Origin of the sequence: Rhodococcus sp. PSBB066 (assembly GCF_017068255.1) — a bacterium.
Lineage (GTDB): Bacteria > Actinomycetota > Actinomycetes > Mycobacteriales > Mycobacteriaceae > Rhodococcus > Rhodococcus aetherivorans.
Genome location: NZ_CP070859.1, coordinates 5,294,853 through 5,310,663 on the forward strand (window position 1 = coordinate 5,294,853; position 15,811 = coordinate 5,310,663).

15 protein-coding genes are annotated in these 15,811 nt (G+C 70.9%); 11 read left to right on the forward strand and 4 right to left on the reverse strand.

From position 1 onward, the window contains the following. The first annotated feature begins 69 nt into the window (after positions 1–69). Together JYA75_RS24030 and JYA75_RS24035 are read left to right on the forward strand one after the other, a co-directional pair. A complete protein-coding gene (locus tag JYA75_RS24030; RefSeq protein ID WP_029542241.1) occupies positions 70–1,233 on the forward strand; it encodes a DNA recombination protein RmuC in 1,164 nt (387 codons plus the stop codon). A 53-nt stretch (positions 1,234–1,286) separates the two neighbouring features. Next, on the forward strand, positions 1,287–2,192 hold the full coding sequence (locus JYA75_RS24035; RefSeq protein WP_203330218.1) for a DUF6542 domain-containing protein: 906 nt from the start codon (positions 1,287–1,289) through the stop codon (positions 2,190–2,192). Positions 2,193–2,202: 10 nt separating this feature from the next. Here JYA75_RS24035 and JYA75_RS24040 read toward each other — a convergent pair whose 3' ends face one another. After that, complete coding sequence (locus JYA75_RS24040) at positions 2,203–3,204, reverse strand: 4-hydroxy-3-methylbut-2-enyl diphosphate reductase (RefSeq protein ID WP_006932912.1); 1,002 nt, start codon at positions 3,202–3,204, stop codon at positions 2,203–2,205. Between the two features lie 79 nt (positions 3,205–3,283). Between JYA75_RS24040 and JYA75_RS24045 the strand changes: the two genes are divergently transcribed. The 3 genes from JYA75_RS24045 to JYA75_RS24055 are packed head-to-tail and all read left to right on the forward strand — an operon-like array spanning position 3,284 to position 5,542. After that, the gene (locus JYA75_RS24045) at positions 3,284–4,018 is read left to right on the forward strand and encodes a lipid droplet-associated protein (RefSeq protein WP_203329463.1); all 735 of its coding nucleotides are present in this window, start codon (positions 3,284–3,286) and stop codon (positions 4,016–4,018) included. Then, the gene (xseA, locus tag JYA75_RS24050; RefSeq protein WP_161996903.1) at positions 4,015–5,262 is read left to right on the forward strand and encodes an exodeoxyribonuclease VII large subunit; all 1,248 of its coding nucleotides are present in this window, start codon (positions 4,015–4,017) and stop codon (positions 5,260–5,262) included. The genes JYA75_RS24045 and xseA overlap by 4 nt, the downstream gene beginning before the upstream one ends. A 10-nt stretch (positions 5,263–5,272) precedes the next feature. Continuing rightward, complete coding sequence (locus tag JYA75_RS24055; RefSeq protein ID WP_203329464.1) at positions 5,273–5,542, forward strand: exodeoxyribonuclease VII small subunit; 270 nt, start codon at positions 5,273–5,275, stop codon at positions 5,540–5,542. Between the two features lie 12 nt (positions 5,543–5,554). On the opposite strand, the gene JYA75_RS24060 is transcribed toward JYA75_RS24055, so the two are convergent. Further along, the gene (locus tag JYA75_RS24060; RefSeq protein ID WP_203329465.1) at positions 5,555–6,124 is read right to left on the reverse strand and encodes a DUF4245 domain-containing protein; all 570 of its coding nucleotides are present in this window, start codon (positions 6,122–6,124) and stop codon (positions 5,555–5,557) included. A 178-nt stretch (positions 6,125–6,302) separates the two neighbouring features. On the opposite strand from JYA75_RS24060, the gene glpX reads away from it, so the two are divergent. The 3 genes from glpX to JYA75_RS24075 all read left to right on the forward strand — a co-directional run bounded on the left by glpX (position 6,303) and on the right by JYA75_RS24075 (position 9,905). Then, the gene (gene glpX / locus JYA75_RS24065; protein ID WP_006932905.1) at positions 6,303–7,340 is read left to right on the forward strand and encodes a class II fructose-bisphosphatase; all 1,038 of its coding nucleotides are present in this window, start codon (positions 6,303–6,305) and stop codon (positions 7,338–7,340) included. An 84-nt stretch (positions 7,341–7,424) separates the two neighbouring features. After that, a complete protein-coding gene (locus JYA75_RS24070) occupies positions 7,425–8,834 on the forward strand; it encodes a class II fumarate hydratase (RefSeq protein ID WP_029542230.1) in 1,410 nt (469 codons plus the stop codon). Between the two features lie 96 nt (positions 8,835–8,930). Continuing rightward, entirely contained in the window at positions 8,931–9,905 is a 975-nt protein-coding gene (locus tag JYA75_RS24075) for a phosphotriesterase (protein ID WP_006932897.1), read from the forward strand. Between the two features lie 51 nt (positions 9,906–9,956). Here the strand turns inward: JYA75_RS24075 and JYA75_RS24080 are convergent, their stop codons facing one another. Further along, positions 9,957–11,474, reverse strand: a complete 1,518-nt coding sequence (locus JYA75_RS24080; protein ID WP_203329466.1) for an AMP-binding protein — start codon at positions 11,472–11,474, stop codon at positions 9,957–9,959. Positions 11,475–11,625: 151 nt separating this feature from the next. Here JYA75_RS24080 and JYA75_RS24085 point away from each other — a divergent pair, with 151 nt between their 5' ends. Beyond that, positions 11,626–13,008: an MFS transporter gene (locus JYA75_RS24085; RefSeq protein WP_029542223.1), complete on the forward strand. Its 1,383-nt coding sequence runs from the start codon at positions 11,626–11,628 to the stop codon at positions 13,006–13,008. A gap of 67 nt (positions 13,009–13,075) precedes the next feature. Here JYA75_RS24085 and JYA75_RS24090 read toward each other — a convergent pair whose 3' ends face one another. Further along, positions 13,076–13,552 (reverse strand): MaoC family dehydratase, encoded by a 477-nt coding sequence (locus tag JYA75_RS24090; protein ID WP_029542221.1) that lies wholly within the window; start codon positions 13,550–13,552, stop codon positions 13,076–13,078. A 169-nt stretch (positions 13,553–13,721) separates the two neighbouring features. On the opposite strand from JYA75_RS24090, the gene JYA75_RS24095 reads away from it, so the two are divergent. Together JYA75_RS24095 and JYA75_RS24100 are read left to right on the forward strand one after the other, a co-directional pair. Then, complete coding sequence (locus JYA75_RS24095) at positions 13,722–14,978, forward strand: acyl-CoA dehydrogenase family protein (RefSeq protein ID WP_029542219.1); 1,257 nt, start codon at positions 13,722–13,724, stop codon at positions 14,976–14,978. A gap of 3 nt (positions 14,979–14,981) precedes the next feature. Then, positions 14,982–15,776: an SDR family oxidoreductase gene (locus JYA75_RS24100; RefSeq protein WP_043799712.1), complete on the forward strand. Its 795-nt coding sequence runs from the start codon at positions 14,982–14,984 to the stop codon at positions 15,774–15,776. The last annotated feature ends 35 nt before the right edge of the window (positions 15,777–15,811 follow it).

Sequence of the window (15,811 nt, forward strand, 5' to 3'; positions counted from 1 at the left end):
AGCAGCGCACCGACACGACATCGCCCGGTCCGGGTGAGCCTGTCGGTCGTCTCGGGCATCATGCGCACCATGACGGCACTCACGGCACTCGCGTTGCTCGCCGCCCTCGCACTCGGCGCGGTTCTCGGCTGGTTGCTGCACGCCGCGCGCAGCGGCGACCGCGCCGCGCGGGCGGAGGCCCAGCTCGCGGCCCTGCGCGAGAACGAAGCGCAACTGCGGCAGGCGCTCGGTGCCGTGAGCGAGGATTCCGCCCGCCGGCATTCCGGTGCGATCGGCGAGCAGGTCTCACGTCTCGTCGGGCCGTTGCAGGAGGCGGTGGGAGCCCTCGCGCGGCAGGTGGAGCACGTCGAGCGGAACCGGGTGCACGCCTACGCCGGCCTGACCGAGCAGGTCGAGGGCATGCACCGCGCCTCGCAGCTGCTCTCGACGCAGACGCAGCAGCTGGTGACGGCCCTGCGCGCCCCGCAGGTGCGCGGACGATGGGGCGAGATCCAGCTCGAACGCGTGGTCGAGCTCGCCGGGATGGTGCGGCACTGCGACTTCGACACCCAGGTCGCCAAGGACGGGGTGCGCCCGGATCTGCTGGTGTATCTCGCCGGCGGCAAGCAGATCGTCGTGGATGCGAAGGTGCCGTTCGCCGCCTATCTCGACGCCGCCCAGGAGGAGGACGTCGCCCGGCGGGACCAGCACCTGGTGCGGCACGCCCGCCAGGTGCGCACGCATATCGATCAGCTCTCGGCGAAGGCCTACTGGGAGTCGTTCGATCCGACGCCCGAGTTCGTGGTGCTGTTCGTCCCCGGCGACCCGTTCCTCGATGCGGCGCTGGCCGCGGATTCGGAGCTGCTCGAGTACGCATTCGCCCGGAACGTGATCCTGGCCACCCCCACCACCCTCGTCGCGCTGCTGCGCACCATCGCGCACACGTGGCGGCAGGAGGCCCTGTCGAAGGAGGCCGCGACGATCCACCAGCTCGGCCGGGAGCTGTACCAGCGGATCGGCGTCGTCGGGGGGCACCTCGATCGGCTCGGATCCCAGCTGGGCAAGGCCGTCGACTCGTTCAATCTGACCGTCGCGTCGATGGAGTCCCGGGTGGCGGTGACGGCGCGGAAGCTGAGCGAACTGGAGATCTTCGACGGCGAGCATCCGGAGGTGCGACCGGTCGACGCGTGGCCGCGCCGCACGACTCCGACCGACATCTCCGAGTCCGGCGGTCCTGTCGACGAAGCAAGTTGACCCGATGGGTCTAGTGTCGACATGTGTCTGCAACGCAACGTGCTCGCTCGGCGGTGCCGCTCGACATGCGGTCGGTGGCGCCCACTGTGCCTGGCGTCCCGTGGTGGGGCGCGATCCTCGTCGCGGCGGGCTCGACCCTGCTCGGCTTCCTCATCGATGCGGCACGCGGTAACGAGCTCGGCTCGGCGTTCTCCGCGTTCTACGTGCTCGGATGCATCGCGGCGGTGGCGGCCGTGCAGCACCGGGCGCTGTTCACGGCGATGGCGCAGCCGCCGCTGCTGCTCCTCGTCGCCGTCCCGATCGCGCAGGAGTTCCTCGTCGAATCCGGCGGCGGCGGCCTGAAGGATCTGGCGCTCAACGTCGCGTATCCGCTGGTGAACCGCTTCCCCGTGATGCTCACCGCCACGGTGGCGGTCCTGGTCGTCGGCGGCCTGCGGATCTTCCTGAGCCGGCCCCCGGTGCCGGCTCCGGCCCGAGCGGGCAGGAGGAGCGCACGCGCGGCAGCGCGTGCGGCCAAGGCCCCGTCGCGGGCCGCGCAGCAGGACCGCGACACCGCCGTGCCTGCGAAGCCGGCGCGGGGCCGTCGCGGGCGCCCGGCCGCGCGGCCGCCCGCCTCCACCAAGGCCAGCGTGCGGCAGGTGGCGGACACGCGCGACAACCCGGTGGTGCGGCGCCGCACCACCGCCCCGGCCCCGGCTCCGGACGCGGTCCGTCGCGGCGCAACCGAACCGGCCGCGGCACGTGACGTCGCCGACCGGCCGCGGCGCAGCGAACCGGCACCGCGGCGGACCGCCGAGGCCCGCCGGGAATACGACCGGCGCGGCGACCACCGGACCCGCACCGACCGGCCCTACGAGCGGGGCGATGTTCCCCCGCCGCCCCGCAGGCAGTCCCCGGTTCCGGAGACCCCGGAATACCGGCGGCCCCGGGTGCGCTACCGGGACCGGTACGAGGACTGAGCCTGCCCGATCAGGCGCGCCGCGCGGAGCGCAGTTCCCGGGGCAGCGCGAACACCAGGGTCTCGTTGGCCGTGGTCACCGACTGCACGTCGGCGAAGCCGTGCTCGGCGAGCAGGTCGATCACGCCGCGCACCAGAACCTCCGGCACCGATGCGCCCGAGGTGATCCCGACGGTCTGCACGCCCTCGAGCCAGGCCGGGTCGACCTCGCGGGCGTAGTCGACGAGATGCGCGGCCCGGGCACCGGCACCCAGCGCCACCTCCACGAGCCGCACCGAGTTCGACGAGTTGCGCGAGCCCACGACGATGACGAGGTCGCATTCGGGCGCCATCGCCTTGACCGCCACCTGCCGATTCTGGGTGGCGTAGCAGATGTCGTCGCTCGGGGGGTCCTGCAGCAGGGGGAACTTCGTGCGCAGCCGCTGGACCGTCTCCATGGTCTCGTCGACGCTGAGGGTGGTCTGCGACAGCCAGATCACCTTGGCCTCGTCGCGCACGGTGACGTGGTCGACCGCGTCGGGCCCGTCGACGAGCTGGACGTGGTCGGGAGCCTCGCCGGCGGTGCCTTCCACCTCCTCGTGACCCTCGTGACCGATGAGCAGGATGTCGTAGTCGTCGCGGGCGAAGCGCTTGGCCTCCTGGTGCACCTTCGTCACCAGCGGGCACGTGGCATCGATGGTGCGCAGGTTGCGTTCGGCGGCGGAGGCGTGCACCGCGGGCGAGACACCGTGCGCCGAGAACACCAGCACCGCGCCCGCCGGCACCTGGTCGGTCTCGTCGACGAAGACCACGCCACGCTCGGCGAGGGTCTCGACCACGTGACGGTTGTGGACGATCTCCTTGCGGACATAGATCGGGGCACCGTGCTTCTCGAGTGCCTTCTCCACCGTTTCGACGGCCCGGTCGACGCCGGCGCAGTACCCGCGCGGCTCGGCGAGCAGGACGCGCTTACCGGCAGCAGGTGAACCGGCCGACCGAGTGATTCCGACTTCGAGGGGAACAGGCGCAGACATGCCTCCAGGGTACGGGCCGTTCGCGGGGTCGGCCCTCGTCGGCTACCAATCGGGCGGCACGTGAGGCAGTCTGTTTCTCATGATCCGTCCACCGTTCATGGCGCGGGTGGCGGCCGGGCTGGCCGTCACCGCGTACGAAGAGACCCTCAAGCTGCCGTCCACCGCGGTCGCGCTGCCGATGACCACGGTCAGCCAGATCCTTCAGACAACGATGCGGATCCAGCAGACGATGACGTCGCTCGCCATCAAGGGCGACCAGCTGTTCGAGCTGCTCGGCGCGGCCCCCGCCGAGGAGCCGTCGTGGGCCACCTTCGACGACGACGCCGAGGTGCCGGCGGGCACTGCCGAGATGTCGACCGCCGCGGCGCCGGGGCGGTTCGCGCTCTACTCGATGCCGCCGGCCGCGGAGGCCGCGGTGCCGGTGGCCGCCGGCCCGAAGGCGGGCAAGTCCCCCGTCGCCGAGACGGAGACCGCCGGCTCCGGCGCCCCCGAGACCGGGTCGCCCGCCGAGTCCACCGCCGCGAAGATCAGCGCCGGCAAGACCGCCGTCGGCGGCGCCGACGCGGCCGGAGGCAAATCCGCGAAGAAGGCGGCGAAGAAGACGGCCGCCGGGAGCGCGGCAGGATCCGAGGTGCCCGAGATCGTCGAACTGCTCGACTACCCGTCGCTGACCCTGGCACAGCTGCGGGCCCGGATGCGCACCCTGTCGGTCGAGGACCTGCGGGCGCTACTCGAGTACGAGAGCGCCACGCGCGCACGCGACCCGTTCGAGACCATGCTGTCCAACCGGATCGCGAACGCAAGCACCAAGTGACCTCCGCGCCCACGGTCACCCCGTCCAACTCCGCGGAGCATCCGTGGCCGGTCCGGACCGTCTCGCAGAAGGTCGCCGGCTGGATCGACCGGCTCGGTTCGGTCTGGGTGGAGGGCCAGATCACCCAGCTCAACGTGCGTCCCGGCACCCGCACCGCGTTCCTCACGTTGCGGGATCCGTCGGCGGACATGTCGCTGTCGGTGACGTGCTCGCCGCAACTGGTGCAGAACTCCCCCGTTCCGCTCACCGAGGGCAGCCGGGTGGTGATGTTCGGCAAGCTGTCGTTCTGGACCGGCCGCGGCACCCTCGCCCTGCGGGTCACCGAGATCCGCGCCGTCGGTATCGGCGAACTCCTCGCCCGCATCGAGCGGCTGCGTGCGCTGCTCGCGGCCGAGGGACTGTTCGACCCTCGGCTCAAGCGGCCCCTGCCGTTCCTGCCGCAGCGGATCGGTCTGATCACCGGGCGCGCGAGCGCCGCCGAGCGGGACGTGCTCAGCGTCGCGCAGCGCCGATGGCCGGCCGTCCGTTTCGAGATCCGCAACACCGCCGTCCAGGGGCCCACCGCGGTCCCGCAGATCCTGGATGCGCTCGAGGAACTCGACGCCGACCCGTCCGTCGACGTCATCGTGCTCGCGCGCGGCGGCGGCAGCGTGGAGGACCTGCTGCCGTTCTCGGACGAGGCGCTGTGCCGCGCGATCGTCCGGTGCACGACGCCGGTGGTCAGCGCCATCGGGCACGAACCGGACAGCCCGCTGTCCGACCACGTCGCCGACCTGCGGGCGGCGACCCCCACCGACGCCGCCAAACGGATCGTGCCGGACGCGGTGGCCGAACAGGACCTGGTGGACGAGCTACGAGGGCGGTCGGCGGCGGCGTTGCGGAACTGGGTGCGCCGGGAGGAGCAGGTGATCGAGCAGTTGCGCAGCCGGCCGGTGCTCGCAGACCCCCTGCGCACCGTCGACCGGCGAAGCGAGGAGATCGAGCGGCTGCGGCAGTGCGCCCGTCGCGACGTGACCCGCGCGATCGACGCCGAGGCCGCCCGGATCGAGCACCTCGGCGCGCGGCTCGCGACCCTCGGTCCCGCCGCCACCCTCGCCCGCGGCTACGCGGTGGTCCAGCGGGTGGTCCCCGACGGGGATCCGGAGGTGCTGCGGTCGGCCGGCGACGCACCGCCCGGCACCCAGCTGCGGGTGCGGGTCACCGACGGGGCGCTGCGCGCCGCCGTCATCGGACGAGAGAAGTGACGGGGAACGGATGAGCGAGACGAAGACCACGGCCGCGAGCGGCCCGAAGACCACGGCCGCGAGCGGCCCGAACGACGACGTGGCGGAGTTCGGCTACGAGCGTGCGCGCGACGAACTGGTCAACGTGGTCAAGATGCTCGAACAGGGTGGCTTGGACCTGGACGATTCGCTGGCGCTGTGGGAACGGGGCGAGGCGCTCGCGCGGCGCTGCGAGGAGCATCTCGCCGGTGCCCGGCAGCGTGTGGAGACCGCGCTGTCGCACGCCGACGACGAGGAGTGAGCGGAGCGGCTGCTAGGGCTGCAGCGGTTCGGCCGCACCCGCGGCGGTCGCCAGCTCGCGGAACTCGGCCTCGTCGCCGGAGCCGCCGATGAGGATCCGGACGTCGCCGAAGTCGGACACCCACAGCGGTTCGACGCCCTCGCCGCCGTAGACCACCCAGTCGCGGCCGGCGAGGCTCTGCGCCCCGGTCGCGGTGCGCGGCTCCCCGGCGACGAACCGCACCAGCTCGTCCTCCCCCGCATTCGACTGGGTGAACCGCACGTACCGGCCGTCAGGGGTGATGAATCCGACGGTGCTCGAATCGCCACCCTGCTCGCCGGTGATGATGCTGCGGCTGCCGGAGTTGGCCTGCCAGTCCTCGGGCACCTTCGGCTGCCGGATCGGGAAGTCCAGCTCGCGGGCGTCGTACTTCAGGCCGGCGTCGACGTCGAAGCTGGGCACGGGTCCCGCCGTGGGGCCGCCGGGGCTGAAGGAGCATTGGCTGGCGATCGCGGCCACGGCGACCATGATCAGCAGAAGCGGGATCAGCGACCACGCCATGTCGCGCGTGTCGTGGAGAATGCGGGGTTTCTGGGAGGCCACGCTTCCAGTCTGACAGCCGTCCGCACCGATACCCGCACGTGGCCGGGTCCGAGCCCCGCCGACGGGGCGGTGATGAGAGAATTACCACTCGAAACCATCGGAACCCGGCGGCTGTCCCCTCGGCGGCCGTCCCGCGTCGGCGTCCGCGCCGACCGACTGCATCAGGAGGCAGTAGCCCATGACGGCCAGCACCCCGACCCGCCGCCAGGCCCCGGACCGCAATCTCGCCCTCGAGCTGGTGCGTGTCACCGAGGCCGCGGCGATGGCTGCGGGCCGCTGGGTCGGCCGCGGTGACAAGGAAGGCGGCGACGGCGCCGCCGTCGACGCCATGCGTCACATGGTCAGCTCGGTGTCGATGCGCGGCGTCGTCGTGATCGGTGAGGGCGAGAAGGACGAGGCGCCCATGCTCTACAACGGCGAGGAGGTCGGCAACGGCGACGGTCCGCTGTGCGACGTGGCGGTCGACCCGATCGACGGCACCACCCTGATGGCGAAGGGTGCGCCCGGCTCCATCGCGGTGCTCGCCGTCGCCGAGCGCGGCGCCATGTTCGACCCGTCCGCCGTGTTCTACATGGACAAGATCGCCGTCGGCCCGGAGGCCGCGGACGTCATCGACATCACCGCGCCCGTCGCCGAGAACATCAGCCGGGTCGCGAAGGCGAAGCACTCGGAGATCTCCGACATCACCGTCACGATCCTCGACCGTCCCCGGCACGCGCAGCTCATCAGCGATGTGCGCGCGACCGGCGCGCGCATCCGCCTGATCTCCGACGGTGACGTCGCCGGCGCGATCGCCGCGGCGCGCCCGGGTTCGGGTGTCGACATGCTGCTCGGCATCGGCGGCACCCCGGAGGGCATCATCGCCGCGGCCGCGATGCGCTGCATGGGTGGCGCGCTGCAGGGCCGGCTGGCGCCGAAGGACGACGCGGAGCGGCAGAAGGCGATCGACGCGGGCCACGAACCGGGCCGCGTGCTGACCACCACGGACCTGGTCAAGGGCGAGAACATCTTCTTCTGCGCGACCGGCGTCACCGACGGCGAACTCGTCAAGGGTGTCCGCTACTACGGCGGCGGCGCGACGACGCAGTCGATCGTGATGCGCAGCAAGTCCGGCACCGTCCGGATGGTCGAGGCGTACCACCGTCTGAAGAAGCTCAGCGAGTTCACGTCGATCGATTTCCACGGCGTCGCGGGGGCCGTTCCTCCCATGCCGTGACCCGCTTCGCGGTCGTGGTGTCCTTTCGGATCTCCGCCGGTCCGAAGGGGCGCCCCTGCGGCGCGAGCCGCCTACTGTGAAGCCATGGCCGAAAATCCCGAGCAGCAGTTCCGAATCGAACACGACACCATGGGTGAGGTCCGGGTCCCGGCCGACGCCCTGTGGCGCGCTCAGACCCAGCGGGCCGTGGAGAACTTCCCGATCTCCGGCCGCGGCCTCGAACGCACCCAGATCCGCGCGATGGGCCTGCTCAAGGCGGCGTGTGCCCGGGTCAACCAGGACCTGGGCCTGCTCGACGCGGAGAAGGCCGACGCGATCGTCGCCGCCGCTACCGAGATCGCCGAGGGCCTGCACGACGACCAGTTCCCCATCGACGTGTTCCAGACCGGTTCGGGCACGAGCTCGAACATGAACGCCAACGAGGTCATCGCGAGCCTCGCCGCGCAGCGCGGGGTGACGGTGCATCCCAACGATCACGTCAACATGTCGCAGTCGTCGAACGACACCTTCCCCACCGCGACGCACGTCGCCGCCACCGAGGCGGCGGTGAAGGATCTCATCCCGGCCCTCGACCAGCTGCGGGCGTCCCTCGCCGCGAAGGCGGAGGAGTGGAAGCGGGTCGTCAAGTCCGGCCGGACCCATCTGATGGATGCCGTGCCGGTCACGCTCGGGCAGGAGTTCGGGGGCTACGCCCGGCAGATCGAGGCCGGCATCGAGCGGGTGCAGGCGACGCTGCCGCGGCTCGGCGAGCTGGCCATCGGCGGCACCGCCGTCGGGACGGGCCTGAATGCCCCCGAGGGGTTCGGCCCCCGCGTCGTCGCCGAACTGGTGCGCGCGACCGGGGTGGAGGCGCTGACGCCGGCGAAGAACAGTTTCGAAGCGCAGGCCGCGCGCGACGGTCTGGTCGAGGCGTCCGGGGCGCTGCGGACCATCGCGGTCTCGCTGACGAAGATCGCGAACGACATCCGGTGGATGGGGTCGGGTCCGTTGACGGGTCTCGCCGAGATCCAGCTGCCGGACCTGCAGCCGGGCAGCTCGATCATGCCGGGCAAGGTGAACCCCGTGCTGCCGGAGGCGGTGACCCAGGTGGCGGCGCAGGTCGTGGGCAACGACGCGGCCGTGGCGTGGGGCGGCGCCGCGGGCGCGTTCGAGCTCAACGTGTACATCCCGATGATGGCTCGCAACCTGCTCGAGTCGTTGCGCCTGCTGGCCAACGTCTCGCGCCTGTTCGCCGAGCGGTGCGTCGACGGTCTCGTGGCGAACACCGAGCACCTGCGCACCCTGGCGGAGTCGTCGCCGTCGATCGTGACGCCGCTGAACTCGGCGATCGGATACGAGGAGGCCGCCGCGGTCGCGAAGGAGGCGCTGCGGGAGAAGAAGACGATCCGGCAGGCGGTGATCGACCGGGGCCTGATCGGCGACGGCCTGAGCGAGGAGGAGCTGGATCGGCGGCTCGACGTGCTGGCGATGACGCGGGTCGAGCCGCAGGGCTGACTGCGCCCGACGCCGGGTGGGGTCTTGTGACAGGCGTCTCATCGTGGTCTCATATGAAGCTGAATTCTAATTCAGGTCTTCAGGAAGCGAGACGCCATGACCACCGTCCCCACCGTCACCGGCACCGTCGACAGCGGCAGCCTCGGCCGGACGTTGATGCACGAGCACCTGTTCGTCCTCTCCCCCGAACTGCACGGCAACTGGGACATCGGCGTCGACCTCGACGCGGCGGTCGCGGAGGCGATCGACCGCGTCCGGGAGGTGCACGCGGCCGGCTTCGACACGTTCGTCGACCTCACCGTGGTCGGCACGGGCCGCAACATCGACCTGATCCGGCGGGTCGCCGAGGCCACCGACATGAACATCGTCGTGGCGACCGGTCTCTACACCTACATGGACCTGCCGCACTACTTCCACTACCGCGGCCCCGGCACCCTGTTCGGTGGCCCGGAACCCCTGGTGGACTTCTTCGTCCGCGACATCGAGGAGGGCATCCTCGATTCCGGAGTGCGCGCCGGAATGCTCAAGTGCGCCATCGACGCCCCGGGCCTGACCGCAGGCGTCGAACGCACGGCCCGGGCCGTGGCGGTCGCCCACCGCCGCACCGGCGTGCCGATCACCGTGCACACCCACGCCCACTCCGAGTCGGGGCTGGTGATGCAGCGCCTGTTCACCGAGGAGGGTGTCGACCTCTCCCGTGTGATCGTCGGCCACAGCGGCGATTCCGACGACATCGGCTACCTCACGTCGCTGATGGACGCCGGGTCGTACATCGGCATGGACCGCTGCGGCGTCGACGTCTACCTCGGATTCGAGCAGCGGGTGAAGACCATCGCGACCCTCGTCGAGCGCGGCTATGCCGGCCGGATGCTGCTGTCGCAGGACTACGCCACCCTCAACGACTGGCTCGATCCGAAGATGCTCGCCGTGGAGACGCCGCGGTGGAGCTACATGCACCTGCACAACGACGTGCTGCCCGCCCTGCGGGAGGCCGGGGTGAGCGAGGCGGACATCGACCGGATGCTGATCGACAACCCGCGCGAGATCTTCGAACGCCGCGACACGTACTGAGTCGGGTGCCGTCCGCTGCCGGGTGTGGCACCCGGCAGCGGACGGCGCGGATCACACCGCCGACTCGGAGCGGCGTACGACGAACCGGGACAACTCGTCCCGGTCGATGGCCCGCTTGAGGATCTTCCCGGACGCCCCCTTCGGCAGTGCGTCGACGAAGCGGACGATGCGGGGTGCCTTGTAGGCGGACAACCGCTCCCGGCACCATCGCACGACGTCCTCGGCGTCGGCGCGGCCGCCGTCGCGCAGCACGACCACCGCGGCGATCTCCTCGCCGTAGTGCCGGTCCGGGACGCCCACGACGGCGGCCTCGACGACGTCGGGATGCTCGTAGAGCACCTCCTCCACCTCGCTGGGGTACACGTTGTAGCCGCCGCGGATGACGAGGTCCTTGACCCGGTCGACGATGCGCAACCGGCCCTGCTCGTCGAACTCTCCGAGGTCGCCGGTGCGGAACCAGCCCTGCTCGTCGAGCACGGCCGCGGTGTCGGCCGGGCGCTGCCAGTAGCCGGTCATGACGACGGGTCCGCGGACGAACACCTCCCCCACCTCGCCGGGCCCGCACGGGGCACCGTCCGGCCCGTAGACCTCGACCTCGATGTCCGGGGCCGCGGTTCCGCTGTACCCGATGCGCGCCGGGACGTCCCCCCATGAGAAGGTCGCCATGGCCGTGGTTTCCGTCAGGCCGTAGCCCTCCCGGATGGTGCAGCCGAAGCGCTGCCCGAAGTCGCGGGCCACCTCACCCGGCAGCGACGCTCCCCCCGAGACCGCCAGCCGCAGCCCCTCGAAATCCGCCGGGCCGTAGGGCGATTCGGCATGAAGCATCGCGTTCCACATGGTCGGAACCCCGCACACCACCGTCAGCCGATCCCGGACCACGAGATCGAGCATCGCCGCCGGGTCGAACGGGGACAGCAGGGACAGGGAGGATCCGGCGGTGAACGCCGACATCATCACCGAGGCCTGGCCGAAGATGTGGAACAGCGGCAATCCGGTCCCCACGCGGTCCTCGGGTCCCGATCCGGACAATGTGCACGAAATACGGCCCGCGGACAGCAGATTCGAGACGGTGAGCTGGGCCCCCTTGGGGCGGCCGGTGGTGCCCGACGTGTACAGCACCGCCGCGATGTCGCCGTCGGCACGGTCGACGGGGTCGATGGGGTCCTCCTCGACCGCGGCGCCCGGCTCCAGCGGCAGCCACGGCACGCCGAGACCCTCCGCGGCCTCGGCCACCGAGGCGGAGGCGCCGTGCCAGGCGATCGCGAGCACGGCCCGCGAGTCCCCGAGCGTATAGCTCAGCTCGGCCGCGGTGGACATGGTGTTCACCGGAACCACCACGGCGCCGACCGCCTGGATGCCCAGGTAGGCCACGACGAATTCGGGTACCGACGGGGCGAGCAGGAGCACCCGGTCGCCGGTGGTGACGCCGCGACCGCGGAGCAGTGCGCCGTAGCGCAGCGCGTCGTCGCGAAGCCGGCGATAGCTTCGCTGCCCGTCCTGCGTGCGCAGGGCGATGCGTTCCGGCGCCGCGTCCGCATGGGCGAGGACGGGGTCGAGAACACTGGCCATGACTGGTTTCCCTTCGTCGAGTGACATTTTGGGGGGAGGCCCGCTCGTGATTGACATCACATGACGGATGCCCCAGACTAGCACCACAGCCTGAACCCGAATTCATGTTTGAGTGCTGTTTCTCGGCCCGTCCGACCGGAGGAATTGATCTGTGACATCGTCATCCGTGAGTCCGACCGGCATCGCGCCCGCCGGCACGTCGCACCACACGCGCGCTCATCGTAAGCTGCTCGCCGCCGGGCTCATCGGCAGCTCGATCGAGTGGTACGACTTCTTTCTCTACGGCACCGCCGCGGCGCTGGTCTTCCCGCACGTGTTCTTCCCCGACAGCTCACCCCTGATGGGAACGCTGTTGTCCTTCAGCACCTTCTGGGCCGGATTCGTGGCCCGTCCCATCGGCGGACTCGTAGCCGGCCACTTCGGTGACCGCTACGGCCGCAAACCCGTCGTCGTGGTCTCCCTGCTGCTCATGGGCCTGGCGACGTTCCTCATCGGCTGCCTGCCCTCCGCCGCCTCCATCGGCGTCCTCGCCCCCATCCTCCTGGTGACGCTGCGCTTCCTGCAGGGCATCGCCTGCGGCGGACAGTGGGGCGGAATCGTCCTGCTGCTCACCGAGTCCGCGGATCCCAAGCGGCGCGGCTTCGCCGGCACGTTCGGGCAGATGGGTGTGCCGTGCGGCGTCATCCTGGGCAACGTCGCCTTCCTGACGGCGACGGCCGCGATGCCGAACGAGGTGTTCCTCGACTGGGGCTGGCGGATCCCGTTCCTCGCCAGCGCGGCGCTGTTCCCCGTCGTCCTCTACATCCAGACCAAGGTGGAGGACACCCCCGAATTCCGGGAACTGCAGGCCGAAGTCGCAGCCACCCGGCCCGAGCAGCAGGTCGTCCAGGCCCCGCTGGCCGAGGCGATCCGCACCCACTGGCGCAAGATCCTGCTGGGCTGCGGCCTGCTCGCCGCGACGAACTCGCTGTTCTACATCAGCATCGCCGGCGTCCTGAGCTACGGCACCACCGAACTCGGCATGAACCGCAACTCGATCCTGGCCGTGTCGCTGGCCAGCTCGCTGGTGGGTCTCGGGTTCATCCTGTGGTCGGGGTGGATCTCCGACCGCGTCGGCCGCCGGCCGATGATCATGATCGGGGCCGCGGCGCTCGTGCTGTGGGCCTTCCCCTACTTCTGGCTCGTCAACACCGCGAATCTCGTGTTGTTCGCGGTGGCCGTCACGGTCGGCTCGATCTTCCAGTCCATGACGTACGGCCCACTGGCGGCGTACCTGGGCGAGCTCTTCGAACCGAACGTCCGGCTCTCGGGCGCGTCGCTCGCCTACCAGCTCGCCGCCGTCACCGTCAGCGGTGGCACGCCGTTCATCATGACCGCCCTGATCGCCAACACCGGCACGACGACGTGGGTCTCGGTGTTCGTGGCCCTGATGGGCGCCCTCACGCTGTTCTCGGCGTGGGTGCTGAAGGAGACCAACCCCGCGGCGGTGCGCCGCGACCCGAAGGCCGTCCCGGGCATCGCCCACGCACGGTAACCGGAACGGGTGCTGCCGGCCTCCACGATCACTCGTGGAGGCCGGCAGCATCTTTGCCGTATACCCCTCAGGCGACGACGCGGGCGAGCGACTCGGCCACCGCGACCGGCTTCTCCTGCCCCTCGCGCTCGAACGTCTGCAGCGTCCGGATCTGGATGCCGCCGCCGGCGGCCTCGGCCCCGAGAACCTGCATGCGCATCCGGATGCGGGAGCCCACCGGCAGCGGCGAGACGAAGCGCACCTTGTCGTAGCCGTAGTTGAGCCCGTGGGCGAACCCGTCGAAGCTCATGAGCTTGTAGGACAGTCCCGGCCCCAGCGAGAGCACGAGCAGACCGTGCGCGATCGTCGTGCCCAGAGGACTCGTCGCGGCGCGCTCGGGGTCGACGTGGATCCACTGGTGGTCGTCGGTGACCTCGGCGAAGGCGTTCACGAGTTCCTGGGTGACCGGCACCCAGTCGGTCGGCCCGATATCCCGTCCCACCAGGGCCTGGAGGTCGTCGAGGCCCGTGGGACGCACGGGCAGGGTGGTGATGTCGTCGGTCATGGATGCTTCCTCTCCGCGCGGCCGGAACGACTCGCGCCGAATCGAAACTTGAAGTTGAAACCGCGTTCAACTATACAGAGAGGGAGACGTCCGTCACCATCCTCTTCGCGACGCACCGCCTTCGACGACGGGCGATCCCAGCCCTGCCCCCCTTCCGCCAGGAGTGACCATGTCGGTCTACGAAATGTCCGAGCGCACCGTGCAGTACCGCGACACCCTGCTCGCCTTCATGGACGAGCACGTCTACCCCGCCGAGGCGGTGTACGAGGAGCAGATGCGCGCCTCCGGGGACCCGCACTTCCAGCCCCCGATCCTCGAGGAGCTCAAGGCCGAGGCCCGCCGGCGTGGCCTGTGGAACCTCTTCCACCCCCACCCCGACTGGGGCCCGGGCCTGACCAACCTCGAGTACGCGCCCCTCGCCGAGATCATGGGCCGCAGCCACATCGCCTCCGAGGCGTGCAACTGCAACGCCCCCGACACCGGCAACATGGAGGTGCTCACCCTCTTCGGGACCGACGAGCACAAGGAGAAGTACCTGCGCCCGCTGCTCGAGGGCACGATGGCCTCGGCGTTCGCGATGACCGAACCCGCCGTCGCCAGCTCCGACGCCACCAACATCGAGCTGTCCATGGTCCGGGACGGCGACGAGTACGTCCTCAACGGGCGTAAGTGGTTCGCCTCCAACGCGATGCACAAGAACTGCAAGGTACTCATCGTGATGGGCAAGACCGATCCCACCGCCGCCCCGCACCGCCAGCAGTCGATGATGGTCGTCCCGATCGACGCCCCCGGCGTGACAGTGGTGCGCAACCTGCCGGTCTTCGGGTACGCCGACCGCGAGGGCCACGCCGAGATCACCTTCGAGAACGTGCGGGTGCCGAGCAAGGACGTCCTCGCGGGCGAGGGCGAGGGCTTCGCGATCAGCCAGGCCCGGCTCGGACCCGGCCGCATCCACCACTGCATGCGCGCCATCGGCATGGCCGAGCGGGCCCTCGAGCTCCTGTGCCGGCGCGCGTCGAGCCGGGTGACGTTCGGTCAGCCCCTCAGCGAGCGCGCCAACATCCAGGACTGGATCGCCGAGGCCCGCATCGAGATCGAGATGACCCGGCTGCTCACCCTGAAGGCGGCGCACCTGATGGACACCGTCGGCAACAAGCAGGCACGCATGGAGATCGCGGCCATCAAGGTCGCCGCCCCGACGATGGCGCTGAAGATCATCGACCGTGCCATCCAGGTGCACGGCGGCGGCGGCGTCACCGACGACTTCCCGCTCGCGATGATGTACGCACACATGCGCACGCTGCGCCTCGCCGACGGCCCCGACGAGGTGCACAAGCGCTCCATCGCCGTCGCCGAGCTGCGCAAGTACCGCACCGCTCCCGCCGGCGCCCCGTCGGTCAACGGCCACAAGGTGACGGTGGGCTGACCCATGACCGGACTCGATCTGACCGGCCGCACCGCGATCGTCACCGGGGCGTCCCGCGGTATCGGCCTGGCCGTCGCCCGGGACCTCGCGGCGGCCGGCGCGAACGTGGTGCTCACCTCCCGCAAGCAGGACGCGGCCGACGCCGCGGCCGCGCAGGTCACGGCGGCCGGGGTGCGGGGCACCGCACTCGGTGTCGGCGCGCACGCGGTCGACGAGGACGCGGCCCGGCGGTGCGTCGAACTCACCGTCGAGCGGTTCGGGCGCCTGGACATCCTCGTCAACAACGCCGGCACCAACCCCGCGTTCGGCCCGGTGATCGCCCAGGACCACGCCCGGTTCGCCAAGACCTTCGACGTCAACCTGTGGGGTCCGGTGCTGTGGACCTCCCTGGCCGTGCGGGAGTGGATGGGCGAGCACGGGGGCGCGGTCGTCAACACCGCCTCCGTCGGCGGGATGGCACCCGAAGCGAACATCGGCCTCTACAACGCCTCGAAGGCGGCGCTGATCCACCTCACCCGCCAGCTCGCCCTCGAGCTGGCGCCGCGGGTGCGGGTCAACGCCGTCGCCCCGGGCGTCGTGCGCACTCGCCTGGCCGAGGCCCTGTGGAAGGACCACGAGGACCGGCTCGACGCGGCCCTGCCGCTCGGCAGGATCGGCGAACCGGCCGACATCGCCTCGGCGGTGGCCTTCCTCGCCTCCGACGCGGCGAGCTGGATCACCGGCGAGACCCTCGTCGTCGACGGTGGAGCGATGCTCGGTACCGCCGCCGCAGCCGAGGCCGGCGTCGCCGCCCGCTGAGCGCACCTCCGCACACCGAACTCGAGCGAAAGGTA

Bases quoted from the DNA above. Each gene is read 5' to 3' on its own strand.
- JYA75_RS24030 (WP_029542241.1), top strand. From the start codon at position 70: ATGACGGCACTCACGGCACTCGCGTTGCTCGCCGCCCTCGCACTCGGC.
- JYA75_RS24040 (WP_006932912.1), bottom strand. From the start codon at position 3,204: ATGTCTGCGCCTGTTCCCCTCGAAGTCGGAATCACTCGGTCGGCCGGT.
- JYA75_RS24045 (WP_203329463.1), top strand. From the start codon at position 3,284: ATGATCCGTCCACCGTTCATGGCGCGGGTGGCGGCCGGGCTGGCCGTC.
- JYA75_RS24055 (WP_203329464.1), top strand. From the start codon at position 5,273: ATGAGCGAGACGAAGACCACGGCCGCGAGCGGCCCGAAGACCACGGCC.
- glpX (WP_006932905.1), top strand. From the start codon at position 6,303: ATGACGGCCAGCACCCCGACCCGCCGCCAGGCCCCGGACCGCAATCTC.
- JYA75_RS24070 (WP_029542230.1), top strand. From the start codon at position 7,425: ATGGCCGAAAATCCCGAGCAGCAGTTCCGAATCGAACACGACACCATG.
- JYA75_RS24075 (WP_006932897.1), top strand. From the start codon at position 8,931: ATGACCACCGTCCCCACCGTCACCGGCACCGTCGACAGCGGCAGCCTC.
- JYA75_RS24080 (WP_203329466.1), bottom strand. From the start codon at position 11,474: ATGGCCAGTGTTCTCGACCCCGTCCTCGCCCATGCGGACGCGGCGCCG.
- JYA75_RS24090 (WP_029542221.1), bottom strand. From the start codon at position 13,552: ATGACCGACGACATCACCACCCTGCCCGTGCGTCCCACGGGCCTCGAC.
- JYA75_RS24095 (WP_029542219.1), top strand. From the start codon at position 13,722: ATGTCGGTCTACGAAATGTCCGAGCGCACCGTGCAGTACCGCGACACC.
- JYA75_RS24100 (WP_043799712.1), top strand. From the start codon at position 14,982: ATGACCGGACTCGATCTGACCGGCCGCACCGCGATCGTCACCGGGGCG.